Source organism: Acidobacteriota bacterium (assembly GCA_018001935.1).
Taxonomy (GTDB): Bacteria; Acidobacteriota; JAAYUB01; order JAAYUB01; family JAAYUB01; genus JAGNHB01.
Genome location: JAGNHB010000054.1, coordinates 19,097 through 38,011, shown reverse-complemented (window position 1 = coordinate 38,011; position 18,915 = coordinate 19,097). Strand labels below are relative to the sequence as shown.

The 18,915-nt window shown below is 64.1% G+C and carries 12 protein-coding genes and 2 tRNA genes; 11 read left to right on the top strand and 3 right to left on the bottom strand.

Going from position 1 to position 18,915, the window contains the following annotated elements; translation table 11 throughout:
• The first annotated feature begins 203 nt into the window (after positions 1–203).
• From lat to KA419_16860, 10 genes are all read left to right on the top strand, one after another.
• The gene (lat, locus tag KA419_16905; protein ID MBP7867612.1) at positions 204–1,547 is read left to right on the top strand and encodes an L-lysine 6-transaminase; all 1,344 of its coding nucleotides are present in this window, start codon (positions 204–206) and stop codon (positions 1,545–1,547) included.
• A gap of 109 nt (positions 1,548–1,656) precedes the next feature.
• Positions 1,657–1,732, top strand: a tRNA-Lys gene (locus KA419_16900).
• Between the two features lie 160 nt (positions 1,733–1,892).
• Positions 1,893–1,979: transfer RNA gene (locus KA419_16895), tRNA-Leu, on the top strand.
• Between the two features lie 33 nt (positions 1,980–2,012).
• Positions 2,013–3,359 (top strand): trigger factor, encoded by a 1,347-nt coding sequence (gene tig, locus KA419_16890; protein MBP7867611.1) that lies wholly within the window; start codon positions 2,013–2,015, stop codon positions 3,357–3,359.
• 85 nt (positions 3,360–3,444) lie between these two features.
• Positions 3,445–4,032, top strand: coding sequence for an ATP-dependent Clp endopeptidase proteolytic subunit ClpP (clpP, locus tag KA419_16885; GenBank protein MBP7867610.1), 588 nt, complete (start codon positions 3,445–3,447; stop codon positions 4,030–4,032).
• Positions 4,033–4,074: 42 nt separating this feature from the next.
• The gene (clpX, locus tag KA419_16880; protein ID MBP7867609.1) at positions 4,075–5,295 is read left to right on the top strand and encodes an ATP-dependent Clp protease ATP-binding subunit ClpX; all 1,221 of its coding nucleotides are present in this window, start codon (positions 4,075–4,077) and stop codon (positions 5,293–5,295) included.
• Between the two features lie 14 nt (positions 5,296–5,309).
• Positions 5,310–7,694 carry an endopeptidase La gene (gene lon, locus KA419_16875; GenBank protein MBP7867608.1) on the top strand — a complete coding sequence of 795 codons (2,385 nt, stop codon included), beginning with the start codon at positions 5,310–5,312 and terminating at the stop codon, positions 7,692–7,694.
• Positions 7,695–7,784: 90 nt separating this feature from the next.
• Positions 7,785–8,399, top strand: a complete 615-nt coding sequence (locus KA419_16870; GenBank protein ID MBP7867607.1) for a YihA family ribosome biogenesis GTP-binding protein — start codon at positions 7,785–7,787, stop codon at positions 8,397–8,399.
• A 57-nt stretch (positions 8,400–8,456) separates the two neighbouring features.
• Positions 8,457–9,767 (top strand): transcription termination factor Rho, encoded by a 1,311-nt coding sequence (gene rho / locus KA419_16865; GenBank protein ID MBP7867606.1) that lies wholly within the window; start codon positions 8,457–8,459, stop codon positions 9,765–9,767.
• Between the two features lie 500 nt (positions 9,768–10,267).
• On the top strand, positions 10,268–12,154 hold the full coding sequence (locus tag KA419_16860) for a S9 family peptidase (protein MBP7867605.1): 1,887 nt from the start codon (positions 10,268–10,270) through the stop codon (positions 12,152–12,154).
• Positions 12,155–12,346: 192 nt separating this feature from the next.
• On the opposite strand, the gene KA419_16855 is transcribed toward KA419_16860, so the two are convergent.
• Complete coding sequence (locus KA419_16855; GenBank protein MBP7867604.1) at positions 12,347–13,654, bottom strand: radical SAM protein; 1,308 nt, start codon at positions 13,652–13,654, stop codon at positions 12,347–12,349.
• 387 nt (positions 13,655–14,041) lie between these two features.
• Positions 14,042–14,641, bottom strand: coding sequence for a DUF4416 family protein (locus tag KA419_16850; protein MBP7867603.1), 600 nt, complete (start codon positions 14,639–14,641; stop codon positions 14,042–14,044).
• A 369-nt stretch (positions 14,642–15,010) separates the two neighbouring features.
• Between KA419_16850 and KA419_16845 the strand changes: the two genes are divergently transcribed.
• Positions 15,011–17,467, top strand: coding sequence for an ATP-dependent Clp protease ATP-binding subunit (locus tag KA419_16845; protein ID MBP7867602.1), 2,457 nt, complete (start codon positions 15,011–15,013; stop codon positions 17,465–17,467).
• Positions 17,468–17,698: 231 nt separating this feature from the next.
• Here the strand turns inward: KA419_16845 and KA419_16840 are convergent, their stop codons facing one another.
• Positions 17,699–18,802 (bottom strand): hypothetical protein, encoded by a 1,104-nt coding sequence (locus tag KA419_16840; protein MBP7867601.1) that lies wholly within the window; start codon positions 18,800–18,802, stop codon positions 17,699–17,701.
• Positions 18,803–18,915: the final 113 nt, after the last annotated feature.

The window sequence follows — 18,915 nt, the reverse complement described above, 5'->3', positions numbered from 1 at the left end:
ACTTTACCGCCGCTTTTGCTCTATCACCCCCCTCGCACAAGAATGCCGGCTGTCTCTGAAACGCTTCAAAACCTCTCACCGCGCCCCTTTTGGCCCTGCTTGTCCTCATGATGCGAAACCGCTGGGTTTGCCCTGATTCGAATTGACAGCTCCCCTCCGAACACGATAAACTTTGCTGTTTGATCTCACCCTGGGAGGAGCGCATGTCCTGCAACCACACGAACCACATCAAGCCCGACCAAGTCTTCGACGTCATCGGACGGCACATGCTCGCCGACGGTTTCCCGTTGGTGGTGGATCTCGAGAAAAGCCAGGGGGCCTATATTCACGACTCCTGGCACAACCGGGACTTCGTGGACTTCTTCTCCTACTTCGCCTCGACCCCCCTGGGGATGAACCACCCGAAGATGAAGGAACCCTGCTTCCTGGCCAAGCTCCAGCGGGCGGCACTGCACAAGGTCTCCAACTCCGACTTCTACACCGTGGAGATGGCCGAATTCGTCGATACCTTTTCGCGGGTCGCCCTGCCCGACTACCTGCACTACCTGTTCTTCATCGACGGCGGGGCCCTGGCCGTCGAAAACGCCATCAAGGCCGCCTTCGACTGGAAAGTCCGGAAGAACTTCGCCAAGGGGCACATCCGCGAGGTGGGCCACCAGGTGATCCACTTCCGGGACGCCTTCCACGGCCGGACCGGCTACACCATGAGCATGACCAACACCGACCCGGCCAAGATCGACCTCTACCCGAAGTTCAACTGGCCGCGGGTCCTCAACCCCAAGCTCTCCTTCCCCGTGACGGACGAGGTCCTCGAGCGCGTGAAGCAGGACGAGGAGCTGGCCCTGCGGCAAGTCATGCAGGCCATCCACGACAACCCCGACGATATCGCCGCCCTCATCATCGAGCCCATCCAGGCCGAGGGCGGGGACAACCACTTCCGCCCCGAGTTCCTCCACGCCCTTCGAAAGATCACGCTGGAAAACGACATCCTGTTCGTCCTGGACGAGGTCCAGACGGGGATCGGGATCACGGGGAAGATGTGGGCCCATCAGCATTTCGACCTGCAGCCCGACATCGTGTGCTTCGGGAAGAAGACCCAGATCTGCGGCATTGCCGTCAGCAAGAGGATCGACGAGGCCCACGACAACGTGTTCCACCTCCCCAGCCGCATCAACTCCACCTGGGGGGGGAACCTGGCGGACATGGTCCGGTCCCAGCGCTACCTGGAGATCATCCAGGAAGACAAGCTCGTCGAAAACGCCGCGGTCCAGGGCAAGTACATCCAGGAGCACCTCCATCGTCTGGCCGGGAAACACCCGGACCTGATGTCCAACATCCGGGGCCGCGGCCTGATGACGGCGTTCACCCTGCCCTGCCGCGAGTCCCGCCACAACCTCCTTGCGGCCTGCCGCGACCGGGGGGTCATCCTGCTGCCCAGCGGGCAGAACAGCATCCGTTTCCGTCCGCCCCTCGACATTGACCGCGAGGCCATCGACGAGGGGTTCGCCCGAATGGAGAAAGCACTCGCAGACGTGACCCGCGGGTAAAAAAAGGTTGACAAAGCCTTCGTCCTTGGTTAGTATCCACCGGTCCGCGACACGCGGCCGGTCATCCCCCGACGGACGTTCTTTTCCGGGTGGCCGTGAACACGCAAGTGGGCCGTTAGCTCAACCGGTAGAGCAAGTGACTCTTAATCACTGGGTTGGAGGTTCGAGTCCTCCACGGCTCACCACTTTCTCAGCCGCTCCGGAGACGGTCTTCACGGGGGATGCTTCCGGGGCCGGCTTCGAACACCGCCAATCCCCATGATGAATTTCTTCCGAACCGTCATCAGCATTCATCGTCGTTAATAACGGGCTTGACCGGGTTTCACCGGCAGGCGGGGTTTATCAGCGAAAGTGGCGGAATTGGCAGACGCGCCGGACTTAGGATCCGGTACCCGCGAGGGTGTGGGGGTTCAAATCCCCCCTTTCGCACCAGGTTACAGAATCGACGAACGCCAGGAGAAGAAGATGGAACTGAAAATCAACGTCCAGGAACCCAGCCATTGCAAGCGCACGCTGGACATCGTGGTCCCGGTCGAGAAGACCGAAGAGGAGCGGGGAAAGGCCCTCAAGAAACTCCGCCAGATGGCCGTCGTCCCGGGTTTCCGCCCCGGGAAGGCCCCCGTGGCCCTCCTGGAGCGTTACTACAAGAAGGCCATCATCCAGGAGATCATGGAGAACACCCTTCCCGACACCCTCAAGTCGGCCATGGAATCGTCGAACCTCAACCCGGTCGGCGAACCGCGCCTGCTCCGCTCCGACTACGATCTCGGCACCCCCATGGAACTGACTGTCGAGATCGACGTGCTCCCCCAGGTCGAACTCAAGGACTACCACGGGCTCGAAGTCGAATACCGCCCCCGGGAGTTCGACCTCCAGGACGTCGAGGACGAGATCGAGCACCTGCGCTCCCGCTTCAGCACCCCCGAGGTGATCCTCGGCCAGCCCTCCGAACTCGGGGACCTGGTGGAGGTCGACATCGAGGTCACGCCCGAGAACGAGACGGAGCCCCTCCTCGTCAAGTCCCTTCGTCACCTCCGCGGAGAGAAAGGCCCCAATGCCTTCCTCGACAAAGTGCTGGGCAACGCGGCCGCCGGCGACCGGGTCGAGTTCAGCCACACGTTCCCCCCCGATCACTACGATATCCGCCTCGCAGGGAAGACCGCCGCGGGGGATGTGCGCGTGGTGTCCATCCAGCGGGAAGTCCTGCCGGAATTGAACGACGAACTGGCGAAGAAGGCCGGGGACTTCGAGAACCTCGCCGCGATGCGGGAGGCCATGGAGAAGCACCTGCGCCTCCACATCGAGAGCGAGAACAAGGAGAACCTGGAGTCCGCCCTCATCCGGAGCTTGCTCTCGGATTACGACTTCGACGTTCCCGAGACCATGGTGGAGACCCTTTTCCGCGGACGCGCCACGGACACCGTGCAGCGACTGCTCTCCTACGGCATGACCGAGGAGAAGATCCAGAAGCTCGACTGGGCCGCGATGCGCCAGAAGGACGAGGAGTCGCTCAAAGCGGCCGTGCGGCGAACGATCCTGCTGGACCAGATCGCCCGGAAGGAAGGGATCACGATCTCGGACGAGGACGCTGACCAGGAGATCGCCCTGCAAGCTTCCCAGGCGGAGATCACCCCGGAGGAGTTCCGCCGGAACCTGGTCAAGGACGCGGATGCGATTCCCCGGCTGAAAGAAAGTCTCCGTTTCCGGAAGGCCATCGAAACCCTCCTCCAGACCGCGAAGATCGTGGAACCCAGGAAAGCGCCCCTCGCCGTCCCCGAAGCCGCCGAAAAGTCCGCTCCCGGGGAGGAGTGACCGCTCCCCCGCCTCGACAGAGCCCGGGACGGCGGGTTTTGAGCCATTCGGCGGCCGCCCGCATCCAACCCACTGGAGGCAATTCATGGCCCTGGTACCCATCGTCGTCGAACAGAGCAGCCGCGGAGAACGCGCCTTCGACATCTACTCGCGCCTGCTCAAGGACAACATCATCTTCCTGGGGATGCCCATCTCGGACGAGGTGGCCAACCTGATCACCGCCCAGATGCTTTTCCTCGAGGCCGAGGACCCGGAAAAGGACATCGCCCTCTATATCAATTCCCCGGGCGGCTCCATCACCGCGGGCCTGGCGATCTACGACACCATGCAGTTCATCAAGGCCGACGTGAGCACCATCTGCATCGGCCAGGCGGCCAGCATGGCGGCCCTGCTCCTGGCAGCCGGCGCCCCGGGCAAGCGGTTCGCCCTGCCCAGCAGCCGGATCCTGATCCACCAGCCCTTCATGTCGGGCCTTTCCGGGCAGGCCACGGACATCGACATCCACGCGAAAGAGATCCTGCGCCTGAGGGAAATCACCAACAAGATCCTCGCCGAACACACCCGGCAGCCGATGGATCGCATCGAGAAGGACGTGGACCGCGACTGCATCATGGGGGCCGACGAGGCCCAGGCCTACAACCTCATCGACAAAGTCATCCGAAAGCGGGAATAGACGGAGGGACCGCCCTTGAAGCACACATCCAAGTACCCCGATATGCGCTGCTCCTTCTGCAGCAAGACCCAGAACGAAGTCCGGAAGCTGATCGCGGGGCCCAACGTCTACATCTGCGACGAGTGCGTGGGGATCTGCCAGGAGATCATCGCCGAGGAGCATTACACGGACATCGGGATCTTCAAGGACGACATCCCCCGCCCGCGGGAGATCAAGCTGTTTCTCGACGACTACGTCGTCCAGCAGGACATCGTCAAGAAGAAGCTCTCCGTGGCGGTCTACAATCACTACAAGCGGATCGAGCACTTCCGGAAGAGCAAGGGCCGCACCGACGTCGAACTCCAGAAAAGCAACATCATGCTCATCGGGCCGACGGGGACCGGCAAGACGCTGCTCGCCCAGACCCTGGCGAAGAAACTGAGTGTCCCGTTCGCCATCGCCGACGCCACCACCCTCACCGAGGCCGGCTACGTCGGCGAGGACGTGGAGAACATTCTGCTCCGCCTTCTCCAGAACGCCGACGGGAACGTGGAACGGGCGCAGTACGGCATCATCTACATCGACGAGATCGACAAGATCGCCCGCAAGAACGAAAACCCCTCCATCACCCGGGACGTGAGCGGCGAGGGCGTCCAGCAGGCCCTGCTCAAGATCCTCGAGGGGACCCTCTCCAACGTCCCCCCCCAGGGCGGCCGCAAGCACCCCCACCAGGAGTTCATCCAGATCGACACCACCAACATCCTCTTCATCTGCGGCGGGGCGTTCGTCGGCCTGGACAAGATCATCGAACAGCGGGTCGGCAAGCGTCGGATCGGGTTCAACCGCGGGAAGGACTCCGACGACCGCTCCCGGTACCGGGACAACCTGCTGGCGGCCATCCAGCCCCAGGACCTGATCCGCTACGGCCTGATCCCGGAGCTGGTGGGGCGGGTCCCCGTAGTCGGGATCCTGGAGGACCTCAACCGGGAGGCCCTCCTGCGCATCCTCACCGAGCCGCGGAACGCACTGGTGAAACAGTACCACAAGCTGTTCGAGTACGAGGACGTCCAGCTGGAGTTCGCCCGGGAGGCGCTGGAAGCCATGGCCGACATGGCCATCGAGCTCAAGCTCGGCGCCCGGGGCCTCCGGATGATCATGGAAGACCTGATGCTGGACCTCATGTTCGAACTGCCGTCCCAGGAACATGTCAAGCAGCTCACCATCACCGCGGAAGCCGTCCGTGACAAGGAAGTCATGTACCAACTCCTGCGGAAGGCCAGCTGACCAGGGAGAACACCATGCCCGAGTCCAAGATCGTCACCTTGCCGCTGATCCCGATCCGGGACGTGGTGGTGTTCCCTCAGACCATGTTCCCCTTCATCATCGGCCGGCAGTCGTCCATCCGGGCCCTGGAGTACGCCACCCAGAACGACCGGCGCCTCTTCCTGGCCACCCAGAAGGACCCGTCCGTGGACGATCCGTCCCCCGAGGACATCTACCACCAGGGCACCCTCGCGGTGGTGATCCAGAACCTGCGCATCCCCGAGGGAAACATCAAGGTCCTGGTGGAGGGCGTCAACCGGGCGAAAGTCCTGGAAATCAACAAGGACAAGGGGTTCTTCCTCGCCACCGTCCAGGTCGTCGCCGAGAAGACCGTGCCCCCCCTCCGCGAGGAGGAAGATCGGCAGCGGCTGACCGAGACCTTCGAGGAGTACATCAAGTACAACCCGGCCTTCAACCTGGAGACCGCCCAGCGGCTGATCCGGAGCGCGAACCTCGGGAAGATTACCGACAACCTCTGCCATTCCCTCCCCCTGGACGTCACCCAGAAGCAGAAGTTCCTGGAAACCCCCGACCCCGAGAAGCGACTGGAGATGCTCATTGCCCAGATCGGGATCGAGATCGAAAAGATCAAGATGGACAAGGACGTCCAGACCCGTGTCCGGGAGCAGATGGACAAGGCCCAGAAGGAGTACTACCTCCACGAGAAAATCAAGGCCATCCAGAAGGAACTGGGCGAGGACGAGCACACCGACGAACTCGAGGAACTCAAGAAGAAGGTCGGCGACTCCGGCATGCACACGGAGGCGGCCGAAAAGGTCATGAAGGAGATCCGCCGGATGGAGCAGATGCCGCCGATGTCGGCGGAGACCACCGTCTCGCGGAACTACGTCGACTGGCTCATTTCCCTCCCCTGGAAGCGCCGGACCAAGGAAAACCGCGACATCCTCAAGGCCCAGAAGGTCCTCGACGAGGACCACTACGGGCTCGAGAAGATCAAGGAACGGATCCTGGAATTTTTGGCGGTGCGCCTGATGACCCAGAAGAGCCAGGGGACCATCCTCTGCTTCGTCGGGCCGCCGGGCGTCGGCAAGACCTCCCTCGGGAAGTCCATCGCCCGTGCCACGGGGCGAAAGTTCATCCGCATCTCCCTGGGCGGCGTGCGCGACGAGGCCGAGATCCGCGGCCACCGCCGGACCTACATCGGCGCTTTCCCCGGGCAGATCATCCAGATGATGAAGAAGGCGGGCTCCGTCAACCCCGTCTTCCTGCTGGACGAGGTGGACAAGATGAGCACGGACTTCCGGGGGGACCCATCGGCCGCGCTCCTGGAGGTCCTGGACCCCGAGCAGAACCGGCACTTCGTGGACCACTACGTCGATACGGAGTACAACCTCTCCCAGGTCATGTTCATCACCACGGCGAACACCCTCCACGCCATCCCCCGCCCCCTGCAGGACCGGATGGAGATCCTGGAGCTGAGCGGGTACACCGAAAAGGAGAAACTGGAGATCGCCCGGCAGTACCTGCTCCCGAAGCAGCGGAAGGCCTGCGGCCTCGAGGAATCGAAGTTCGTCATGGACGAAGGGGCCATCCTCTGCCTGATCCGGCACTACACGCGGGAGTCGGGCGTCCGGAACCTCGAGCGGGAGATCGGCCGCATCGGGCGGAAGATCGTGCGGCGGATCCTGACGTCCGAACCGCAGGAAGGCCCCGTGCGGGCCGAGGACATCCCGAAGTTCCTGGGCGCCTACAAGTACCGGGTCCAGATGAAGGAGAAGAAGAACGAGTGCGGCATGGCGGTCGGGATGGCCTGGACCGAGACCGGCGGCGAGATCCTCTTCACCGAAACGGGGAAGATGCCGGGGACGGGCAAGATCATCCTCACGGGGCAGCTGGGCGAGGTCATGCAGGAATCCGCCCAGGCGGCGCTCAGCTACGTCCGTTCCCGGCTGGACCGGTTCTACATCGACCCCAAGGTGCTCCTGAGCACGGACGTGCACGTGCACGTCCCCGAGGGCGCCATCCCCAAGGACGGGCCCAGCGCCGGCATCACCATGGGCGTCTCCATCCTGTCGGCCCTGACCGGGATCCCGGTCCGGGGGGACGTGGCCATGACCGGCGAGATCACCCTCCGCGGCAAGGTCCTCCCCATCGGCGGCGTGAAGGAGAAGGTTCTGGCAGCCCACCGCTCCGGCATCTTCGAGATCATCCTGCCCGACGAGAACCGAAAGGACGTCGAGGACATCCCCGCGGAAGTTTTGGAACAGCTGAAGATCAACTTCGTCGAGACCATGGACGACGTCCTGGCCATCGCCCTCGAGCGTCTCCCGGCAGCGCCCGTTGAACCCCTCGCCCTCCCCATCCCCACCGAAACCGGGAAAGAGGGAGTGGCGAACTGACCGTTCTTTTCATCACACCGGACCTTCCTCGCTGACCCCCGAGACCCGGCCCGGCCGACCGGGGAGGTCGAGGAAAGTTACCACCGAACCATGAAACCGTTGAACTGCGAATTCATCACCAGTGCCCGGAACCCTTCCGGATTCCCGGACGTCGTCCTCCCGGAGGCCGCGTTCGTGGGCCGGTCCAACGTGGGGAAGTCGTCGCTGATCAACGCGGTCCTTCGGCGGAAGAACCTGGCGAAGGTGAGCGCGACGCCGGGGAAGACCCGCCTGGTGAACTACTTCGTGGTGAACGGCTCTTTCTATGTCGTCGACCTCCCCGGGTACGGCTACGCCCGGGCCGGCCGGGAGGAGAAGGAATCCTGGGGGGCCATGGTGGAAGGCTACCTGGGGCAGAAGCACCGCCCCAAGCTGCTCTGCATGCTCGTGGACTCCCGGCGCCCCCCCACGGAACTCGACGAGGTGATGAAGGCGTGGCTCGACCGTCTCGAGGTCCCGCACCTGGTGGTTGCCACCAAGGTGGACAAACTCTCGGGAAACGAGCGCGCGCGCAACCTGGCGGACCTGCGCCGGCGGTTCCCCGGCGCCTCCCTGATCCCGTTTTCCGCGGTGACCGGCACGGGGAGGCAGGAATTGCTCGGCCGGATTCTCGGATTCGTTCGCAACATCAAGGGGTCGCCCGCGGGCGAACCCCACCCTGAATAACGTAGGCTGGAGGCCATCATGAAAAAAACGCAACAACCGCAACCCGAAGAATTGCCCATGGATCCCGATTTTCCCGAGAACGAGACGGAAGAGGTGGCCGAGGGTGGGGAGAAGACCCTCAACATCGCGGACCTGAAGGAACTCGGCATCGGCGAGCTGACCCGCATCGCCAAGGACCTCGGCGTCATGGGCGTGTCCGGCATGCGCAAGCAGGAACTGATCTTCCAGATCCTCAAGGCGCAGACCGAGAAGAGCGGGCTCATCTTCTCCGAGGGCGTCCTGGAGATCCTGCCCGACGGCTTCGGCTTCCTCCGCTCGCCCGACTACAACTACCTGCCCGGCCCCGACGACATCTACGTCTCGCCGTCCCAGATCCGCAAGTTCGACCTGCGGACCGGCGACACCATCTCCGGGCAGATCCGCCCGCCCAAGGAGGGGGAACGCTACTTCGCCCTGATCAAGGTGGAGGCCATCAACTTCGAGCACCCCGCCGAGGCGCGCAACAAGATCTTCTTCGACAACCTCACCCCCATCTACCCCAACGCCAAGTGCAAGATGGAGACGGCGCCGGACAACCTCACCGGCCGGGTGCTGGACCTGCTCTCCCCCATCGGCAAGGGCCAGCGCGGCCTGATCGTCGCGGCCCCCCGCACCGGCAAGACCATGCTGATGCAGGCCATCGCCAACTCCATCACCACCAACCACCCGGAAGTCTACCTCATCGTGCTGCTCATCGACGAGCGCCCGGAGGAAGTCACCGACATGCGGCGCTCCGTTGACGGCGAGGTCATCAGCTCCACCTTCGACGAGCCCGCCACCCGGCACGTGCAGGTGGCCGAGATGGTCATCGAGAAGGCCAAGCGCCTCGTGGAGTACCAGAAGGACGTGGTGATCGTGCTGGACTCCATCACCCGCCTGGCCCGCGCCTACAACACCATCGTCCCGCCCAGCGGCAAGGTCCTCTCCGGCGGCATCGACTCCAACGCCCTGCAGCGCCCCAAGCGCTTCTTCGGCTCCGCCCGCAACATCGAGGAGGGCGGCTCCCTCACCATCATCGCCACCGCCCTGGTGGACACCGGCAGCCGCATGGACGACGTCATCTTCGAAGAGTTCAAGGGCACCGGCAACATGGAGATCAACCTGGACCGCAAGCTGGTGGAACGCCGCATCTTCCCCGCCATCGACATCAACAAGTCGGGCACCCGCAAGGAAGAGCTGCTCATCCCCAAGGACGAACTGAACCGGATCTGGGTCCTGCGCAAGGTCTTGAACCCGCTCTCCCCCGTGGAAGCCATGGAACTGCTCCTGGACAAGCTCCGCAAGACCGCCAGCAACAAGGACTTCCTCGAGTCCATGACCCGGGGTTGAACTCCGGCTCAAAGGCAGGATGCGAACGAGGGCCCTTCAAAAAGGGCCCTCGTCCATTTTGGTGATGCCCGGAGAGTTCTGGGCCGCGGCGGCCCGACGCCGCATTCCAGATTAGTGAAGATTAGTTTTATTAGTGGTTTGTATCCGGACAAGAGAGGGGACACTCACATTCCGATCTGCGGACCATCCACTGATTGTGAAGCGGTTCCGGCCCTGCCCTCTCGACGCTTCGGCGAGGGACCCGTCCGGCGTCTCGCTCGCCCGGCGCACGGCACGCTTTGCCGGAGAAGAAGAGGTGGGCAGCGTCCCGCGAGAGACGGGGAGGCACACCCCGACAAAACAGGAAACGGGACACTCAATCGCCCGTGCTCATTCGCCCGTGCCGTTGCGAGAGCCCCTCCCTGTTGACCTCTCAGTGATCGGAAACATTGGCTTACCGGACACGTAGACTCCCCTCCCCGATCCGGGATCGGGATACCCTTCCGGAGGCAAGCATAAGCATGAGAACCGTCATCACCCTTTTCGCTCTGGCCGTACTCTGCGGTGTCGTTGCCGTCGCCGCCGCCGCGCAGCCCCCCGTCGTCCCCCTGCGCGACTTCTTCAAGAACCCCCAGGCAGCCCTGTTCAAAATCTCCCCCAGCGGGAAATACCTCGCCTGCCTGAAGCCTTACCAGAACCGCCTGAACATCTTCGTCCAGGAGGTCGGCGGGAAGGAGTCGGCCCGCCTCACCGGCGTGACCGACCGCGACATCCCCTTCTTCGGCTGGAAGACGGACAACCTGCTGATCTTCGTCAAGGACAGCGGGGGCGACGAAAACTTCCACCTCTTCTCGGTGGGCCGGGACGGGAAGGAAACCCGTGACCTGACCCCGTTCCCGGGCGTGAAGGCCAACGTGATCGACCCCCTGTTTTACGACGACGACGCCGTCATCGTCGGCCTCAACAAGCGGAACCCGGCGCTGTTCGACGCCTACCGCCTCGACCTGCGGACCGGCGAACTGGCCCTGTTGGCCGAGAACCCCGGCAACATCACCGGGTGGACCGCCGACCACGCCGGCGTGATCCGGGCGGCCACGGCCACCGACGGCGTCAACACCACCCTTCTCTATCGCGAGACAGAGGGGGACCCCTTCAAGCCGGTCGTCACCACCACCTTCAAGGAGACCCTGCAGCCGCTCTTCTTCACCTTCGACAACCGCAACCTGTACGCCCTGTCGAACCTCGGCCGCGATCGCACCGCGGTGGTCATTTTCGACCCTCGGACCGGGAAGGAAAGCGACCTCCTCTTCGCCCACCCCTTCGTGGACGTGTCGGGCCTGACCTGGTCCCGCAAGCGAAAGGTCCTCACCGGCGTCGAATTCACCGACTGGAAGCAGCAGTGGGTCCCCCTGGACGAGGAGTACGCCCAGGTGTACGAGGAACTCCGCCGCCGGCTCCCCGAGGGGGAGATCGACCTGGCGTCCGTCAGCCGCTCGGAGGACATGGTGACCCTCGCCCTCTCCTCCGACCGCAACCCGGGGCACTACTACCTCTTCGACCGCACGACCGGCAAGCTGGAGGACCTGGGCTCTTCCACGCCCTGGCTGAAGGAAACGGAGATGGCCGCCATGAAACCCGTCCGCTTCACCGCCCGGGACGGGCTGACGCTCCACGGCTACCTCACCCTCCCCGTCGGCCGCGACCCGAAAAACCTGCCGGTGGTTCTCAACCCGCACGGGGGGCCCTGGCACCGCGACGAATGGGGGTTCAACCCCGAGATCCAGTTCCTGGCCAACCGGGGCTACGCGGTGCTGCAGGTCAACTTCCGGGGCTCCACCGGCTACGGCCGGAAATTCTGGGAAGCCTCCTTCAAGCAGTGGGGCAAGGCCATGCAGGACGACCTCACCGACGGTGTGAAGTGGCTGGTCTCTCAGGGGATCGCCGACCCGAAGCGCGTCGCCATCTACGGGGGAAGCTACGGGGGCTACGCCACGTTGGCCGGCCTCACCTTCACCCCCGAGCTCTACGCCTGCGGCGTGGACTACGTGGGCGTGTCCAACCTCTTCACCTTCATGAAGACCATCCCCCCCTACTGGAAGCCCTACCTGGAGATGATGTACGAGATGGTGGGCCACCCGGAGAAGGACAAGGACCTCCTGACGTCGGCTTCCCCCGTCTTCCACGTGGACCGGATCAAGGTGCCGCTCCTGGTGGCCCAGGGCGCCAAGGACCCCCGGGTGAACATCGACGAGTCCAACCAGATCGTGGAAGCCCTGAAAAAGCGCGGGGTGACCGTCGAGTACCTGGTGAAGGACAACGAGGGCCACGGGTTCCACAACGAAGAGAACCGCTTCGCCTTCTACGAGGCCATGGAGGCCTTCCTGGCCAAACACCTCGGCGCGAGGTAGCGTCCGCCGTTTTTTTCAAGAAACAAGCGTGAGCAGCCGATGTCGGCCTCACGCAAAGCCGCGAAACCGCGAAGCCTCGCAAAGTGAGCCCGGGAAAAACTGTGATGGGCCTCTTTGCGAGGCTTTGGCCTTTGCGGCTTTGCGTGAGACCTGCGGCGCCGACTGTCCGGGCCGCTCCTTCGGAAAGCGACACTATTTCTCGCGCTGCAGCGCCCCGTTGAGGCTGTCGGCGAGGCGGCGGGCCTCGCGGTACGCCTCGGCGTGGCGGGCCATGGTGAGGGTGTTGTTGTGGAGCAGCGGCTCGTCACGGAGTTCGGGCCATTCCGCCGCCGCCGCCTCGAAGTCGGGGGTCCCCGGGATGGGCGAGTAGCTGGCCAGGCTGACTTTCAGGCCCATGGCGTTAACGGACCGGATGTCGTCCAGAATGCCCTCCGCGGGTAACCCCGGCACGCCGAAGAGGAGGTAGGCGCCCACGTCCCGGGAGGAGAAACCGGCGGCGAAGAGCTTTTCCACGCCGCGTTCCGCCGAGGCGCGGTCCACTTTCCGGGACGAGCGCGCCTCGAACGCGGCCGACAGGCTCTCGAAGCCCAGCCGGAGCGTGGTCACCCCCGCCCGCTTCATCGCCCCGCAAAGGTGAGTGTCCAGCTTTCGGGGGTGGACGGCATTGGGGAGATGGAACCGGACAGGGAGCCCGCGCCGCGCCACTTCCTCGAAGAACGGGAGGATGTGCCGACCGGCGTCTTCCAGGAGGGCGTCGTCGTAGAACGCGACGTCCCGGCTGCCGGTGGTCCGCAGGATGTTCTCCAGTTCGGAGATCAGGACACTCACCGGCTTGCGAAGCATGGATGGGTACAAAACGTGAGCGGCGCAATACGTGCAGCGGTACGGGCACCCGACCCCGGTGATCATCGCCGCGTGGCGCAGCGGCCGCCCATAGAGGTGGTAGGCGGGGTGCGGGGGGAACCCGGGGGAAATCTCGAGCCCCGTCCATTCGGAAAGCGCCCGCGCGAGGGCGGCCGGGTCCTTCTCGGGAAGCACCGCGTCGAAGCGGCCGGACTTGCGGGCGTGCCCCTGACACACGGCCGCGTACACCCCGCCCAGCAGCACGCGCGCCCGGGGGAAGCGACGTCTCAGCAGGGCGGCCGCGCGAAAGGCCCCGCCGTACCAGTAGCTCATCAGGCAGGTCACCAGCACCAGGTCGGGCTCCGGCACGGCGTCGAGCCGCTCGAGGAAGTCGCCCTCGGACATTCCGTACCGGTGGAACCCTCTCGGCACCCAGGCCAGGCAGGCCGGTTTTTCGATGGGTTCGGACCGGTACTTCCCCGTCCCCCGGAAGCGCGCGGTGCCCCCCGCCGTCTCCCGGGCGACGACGTCGATCAGCGCAACCCCGGCGCCGGCGGCCTCCAGCATCGCCCCGACGTGGAGGAGCCCCAGGGGGCGCGCCCAGAGGTCGTAGGCGGCGAAGTCCTCGATCCAGGGGTTGACGAGGAGGGCTTTCACGCCGTTATCCCCCTTCCCTTCCGGCTCGTGCCGGCGGGTGTCCTGCCCCGTCCGTACGCGTCATCGTGGCTCGCACATTCGAAGCTCTTTGGTCCACGATCGCTCAAAACGGGTTTTTCCCGGTGGAGTATGCTTGACATCCCCGCCAAAAGCCCGGATTCGGATCTCACAGAGGCACAAAGGCACGGAGAACAATCATAAGAACTTTTGATTCTATTAAAGACGATTTGCATTTCTCCGTGCCTCCGTGCCTCTGTGAGCGAAAAGGACTTTTTACGATGGCCTCATTCCTGAGGGGCTGGAGTAACTCGAGGGACGTGAAGAATACCGGGAGCGATGGGGAAAGCCGGTATCCGTGTTCATCCGTGGTTCAGACCGGGTCGCGGCCTACGGCTGTTCGTGTGGTTCGTGGGGTTCGTGGTTCTCTTCCGTTCTGCGGGGCGGCTTTCGCAACGCCCGGAGTTCCCGCCGGTACTGCTCCCGGATTTCCCGGAAAAAGCCGTGGTAGGTCTCCGCGGCGAAGTCGGGGAAGGTCCAGGGGAAAGTCCGCCACGCCCCGGCCTGGAAGTGGAGGGTGACCTCGGCCCAGATCCCGTCCCGCAGGTAGACCCGGTGGTAGAAGTTCTTGGTGCTGGCCAGCACGAGCTTGGCCGGCTCCACGTAACCGGGGTCCAGGTTCACGGGGCGCGGCCAGGGCGAGCCCAGGCTCGTGGCCAGTCCCTCTTCGAGGCGGTTGGTCCGGATCTTCAGGTCGGCCAGTGTGTCCGGCGCCGCGAGAGAACGGAACGTCACGAAGCGCCGGTCGACCCGGTCCCCGGTCTCGTCCCGGTAGTAATCCGTGGAATCGAAGGGGTAGGCGGGGGATTCCTCCCCGATGGCGCCCAGTTCGCGCTCCAGCAACTCCCGGACCGTCTCCCACGCCAAGTCCCGGTTCAGCAGGACCCCGCAGAAAAACCGGACGTCGGCGGGTTTTCCGATGATCCCCATGTCTCCCTCCCGACCCACAGGACAGAATGGAACCACGAACCACACGAACCACACGAAAAAAAACCGGGCGCCGAAAACGCCGGGTACGTCATGGCAGAGGACAACCCGGCCCCCCGACCGGGTCCCTTCGGAGCGGCCCGACCCGGGTATCATACACCCGCCCGTCAACAGCGCGGCAACCTCATTCGGAATATTCCCTTGCCTGAAACGGCGATTTGATGCATCATAAAAACATGATGCGAAGGCTTTAGTCCTTGCCTCTCGACTGCATTTCGCGTGACTGGACCCGGCCTCGCATCGAAACCGTTGGTGTGGTTCGTGTGGTTTGTGGTTGATATCCGGTCAATCCGGGTTGTGACGGAAGGCCCCATGTTCGAGCGGTACACGGAAAAAGCGCGGCGGGTGATCTTCTTCGCCCGGTACGAGGCCAGCCTCCTCGGGAGCGGCATCATCGACACCGAGCACGTCCTGCTGGGCCTCATCCGGGAGGACAAGCGCATCCTCCGCTACTTCCCGGCGGGCGAGAGCGCGGCCGACGCCATCCGCAAGGGCGTGGAAAGCCACATCCGCCTGCGCGAGAAGGTGCCCACCTCCATCGAGATCCCCCTGTCCAACGAGGTGAAGCGCGTCCTCAACAACGCCGTGGAGGAGTCGGAGCAGCTCGGCCACAAGGTGGTCAGCACCGACCACATCCTGCTGGGGCTCCTGCGCGAGAAGCAGACCCTGGCGGGCCGCATCCTCTACGAGCAGGGCGTGCGGGTCTCCGCCATCCGGGAGCACCTGTCCGCCCCGGCCGGGCAGGACGAGAACGGGAAGCAGAAGAAGAAGCGCGAAACGCCCCTGGTGCAGGATTTCTCCCGGGACCTGACCGAGAAGGCCTTCCGCAACGAACTGGACCCGCTGATCGGCCGGGAGCGCGAGGTGGAGCGGCTCATCCAGATCCTCTGCCGGCGCACCAAGAACAACCCCGTCCTGATCGGCGAGCCGGGCGTGGGAAAAACCGCCATCGTGGAGGGCCTGGCCCAGCGCATCGTCGACGGGAAGGTCCCGCCCTTCCTCTCCAGCAAGCGCATCATCGCCCTCGACCTCTCCCTCATCGTGGCCGGCACCAAGTACCGGGGCCAGTTCGAGGAACGGCTCAAGGGGCTGATGAAGGAACTCACCGACAACCGCGACTTCATCGTCTTCATCGACGAGCTTCACACCATCGTGGGCGCCGGGTCCGCCGAGGGCTCCCTGGACGCGGCCAACATCCTCAAGCCCGCCCTGTCCCGGGGGGAGGTCCAGTGCATCGGCTCCACCACCCCCGCGGAGTACCGGAAGACCATCGAGAAGGACCGCTCCCTGGAGCGGCGTTTCCAGCCCATCCAGATCGCGGCGCCCAGCGAGGAGGACTCGCTGCGCGTCCTTCTGGGCATCAAGGAGCGCTACGAGAACTTCCACGGCCTGACCTACACCGACAACGCGGTGGAGACCGCCGTCCGCCTCTCCAGCCGCTTCATCCCGGACCGCTTCCTGCCCGACAAGGCCATCGACGTGCTGGACGAGGCCGGCGCCCGCGTCAAGCTCCGGCTCGCGGACATCCCCGACGAGGTCTACCAGGCCCAGCGGCAGGTGGACGAACTGCAGATCCTGGTGTCCGAGTGCATCAAGCGGCACGAGTTCGAGGAGGCGGCCCGCCTCAAGAAGGACCTGCTGAAGTTCCAGCGGGAGCTGGAAAACACCCGTCTCCGGAGCGGGGCCGACCTCGATCTCCCGCCCGTGGTCCGCCGGGAGGACATCGAGGACGTCGTCGCCCGCTGGACCGGGATCCCCGTCAACCAGATCAAGGAGGAGGAGATCCAGAAGCTCCTCCGGATCGAGGAGGAGCTCCACCGGCGCATCGTCCGCCAGGACGAGGCCATCTCCTCGCTGGCCAAGGCCATCCGGCGCAACCGGGCGGGCCTGAAGAGCCCGAACCGCCCCGTGGGTTCCTTCCTGTTCCTCGGCCCGACGGGCGTCGGGAAGACGGAGGTCGCCAAGCGGCTCGCCGAGTTCCTCTTCGGCTCGGAGCAGGCGCTCGTCCGCGTCGACATGTCGGAGTACATGGAGAAGCACTCCGTGGCCAAGCTGATCGGGTCACCCCCGGGGTACGTGGGCCACGAGGAGGGAGGGCAGCTCACGGAGCGCATCAAGCGAAACCCGTACGCGGTGATCCTGCTGGACGAGATCGAAAAGGCCCACTACGACGTCTTCAACATCCTCCTTCAGGTCATGGAGGACGGGCGCCTCACCGACTCCCTGGGCAACCGGGCGGACTTCCGCAACGTCATCCTCATCATGACCTCCAACCTCGGGGCGGAGCACCTGAGCCGGCGCTCCGGCCTGGGCTTCTCCGCCTCCTCCCAGGCCGACTGGAAGAAGGGCGAGGACATGATCCGCTCGGAGGTGAAGAAGATCTTCCGGCCGGAGTTCCTCAACCGCCTGGACGAGATCATCTTCTTCAAGCCCCTGGAGACGGAGGACCTGCGGCAGATCGTCCACCTGCTGGCCGGCGATCTCAGCGCCAACCTGGGCCACCGGGACATCCGCCTCCACCTCCAGGACGCGGTGGTGGACTTCATCATCGAGGTGACCTGCAAGGACCGCTCCTACGGGGCGCGTCCCCTGCGGCGAGCCATCCAGAAGCACCTCGAGGACCCGCTCTCGGAGCGGATCATCCGGGGGGAGATCCCCGAGCACGCCACCGTCGAGGCCGGCATCGCCGACGACGTCATCACCTTCCGAACCCTCGTCTCCCCCCCCGTCCCCGAAGAGCCCGTACCCGCCGCCGACTCCGCTCAGTGACAGGCCGCATAATTTTCCATATTTCGCCAGTCGTCTAAAGAAAGAGGCGCCGTTGGCGCAACCCCGATACCGGCGCGGAAAGGGACCCCTCCGGACCTGCAGCCCAATTCGGATAAACCGGAAAAGGAACCACGAAATACACGGAAGACACGAACGGGATTCCGTGGCCGAGGGGTGGTGCTCCCGACGGCCCTGATTCAGCAGTCAGGCCTAAACCCCTACAGCCTGTTCTCAGTCTTTCCTGATGATCTCGATGAAGTACTTCGCCTCGTACATGTTCGCGACGAACTTGCGGGCCGGGATGATCTTGGTCATCCCCGTGTCCTCGCGCATGCACTCCTTGTCGAGGAGGAGGTACTCCTTGTTCAGGAAGGAGATTTTCAACTCCGGCGAAATGTTGAGGAAGTTCATGACGCTCTTGCCGGACACCTGCTGGTTGACCATGTTGATGACTTCCCGGTCGTCCATGATGCCGGCCTCGTTCAGGAAGGAACTGACGAGGGTCTCCATGATCCGCGGGTTGGTGCACAGCTCGCGGGTGTTGATGACCACGGGCTTGTCGAGGATCAGGTAGGTGGCGGCGTCGATGTTCTTGTTGTTGTAAAAGGTCTGCGCGATGATGTAGTGACCGCGGAGGGAGTAGATCTTGCTGCGCTCGAAGGCGACCTCGTCGAGGGAGGCCAGGCAGTACTTGCGCAGATCCACCTTGATGATGTGCTTCTTGAGGTCCGGGTCCTCCTTGATGGCGGAGATGGCCTTTTCCTCGGGAATGATGATGTTGTTGAGCTTGTCGTAGATGGTGTGGAGCTTCTCGAAGTGGAAGATCTGGACGCCGATGTCCAGGTTGGCGTTCATGCGGTCCGCCAGCCCCATCTCGCCCTGGATGGGGTTCTCCCGGATGAACTGCGTGTTGGACATGGTGCTGGAGAGGAACGCGGGGTCGCGCAGGGGCGTTTTCTCCAGCGGACGGGTCTTGCCCTTGTCGTCGGGGTAGAGGATGTCGTAGAAGAACTCCTCGACGGCGTTGAAGGTGTGGATGATGCGGGTCCGGTCGAGGATGAGCATGTCGTAGCGGGTCGGCTTGAGGTAGTTGTAGAAGGAGTTGATCAGGACCTTCATGCCTTTCCGGGCCATCACGTCCTTGATGATCATGCCGCTCATGATGAGGTACGGGGTCATGTAGGCGGCGAACTTGCGGGGGTCGAGGTTCCCCGGGGCGGGTTCCACCTTCCGGGCGAAGAGGGCGATCTTGGTCTGGGGGAGCAGATCCAGATTCTGGTTCGTGTTGTCGTAGAAAAGGATGTGGAATTCCCCTCTGCTGTCCTGGTCCGGCATCTTTCCTTCCCTGCCTGCTTGAACTCCGTCGGGCGCCCGTCCCGTAAAACAGGGCGGCGTCGCCCCCCGCAACCGGTCCTGAATCGAAGCACCTCGTCCCGATTATACTGGGT

Coding starts and splice junctions, on each gene's coding strand:
- rho (MBP7867606.1), top strand. CDS start 8,457: ATGGATCCCGATTTTCCCGAGAACGAGACGGAAGAGGTGGCCGAGGGT.
- KA419_16845 (MBP7867602.1), top strand. CDS start 15,011: ATGTTCGAGCGGTACACGGAAAAAGCGCGGCGGGTGATCTTCTTCGCC.
- KA419_16860 (MBP7867605.1), top strand. CDS start 10,268: ATGAGAACCGTCATCACCCTTTTCGCTCTGGCCGTACTCTGCGGTGTC.
- lon (MBP7867608.1), top strand. CDS start 5,310: ATGCCCGAGTCCAAGATCGTCACCTTGCCGCTGATCCCGATCCGGGAC.
- clpX (MBP7867609.1), top strand. CDS start 4,075: ATGCGCTGCTCCTTCTGCAGCAAGACCCAGAACGAAGTCCGGAAGCTG.
- tig (MBP7867611.1), top strand. CDS start 2,013: ATGGAACTGAAAATCAACGTCCAGGAACCCAGCCATTGCAAGCGCACG.
- KA419_16840 (MBP7867601.1), bottom strand. CDS start 18,802: ATGCCGGACCAGGACAGCAGAGGGGAATTCCACATCCTTTTCTACGAC.
- KA419_16870 (MBP7867607.1), top strand. CDS start 7,785: ATGAAACCGTTGAACTGCGAATTCATCACCAGTGCCCGGAACCCTTCC.
- clpP (MBP7867610.1), top strand. CDS start 3,445: ATGGCCCTGGTACCCATCGTCGTCGAACAGAGCAGCCGCGGAGAACGC.
- KA419_16850 (MBP7867603.1), bottom strand. CDS start 14,641: ATGGGGATCATCGGAAAACCCGCCGACGTCCGGTTTTTCTGCGGGGTC.
- lat (MBP7867612.1), top strand. CDS start 204: ATGTCCTGCAACCACACGAACCACATCAAGCCCGACCAAGTCTTCGAC.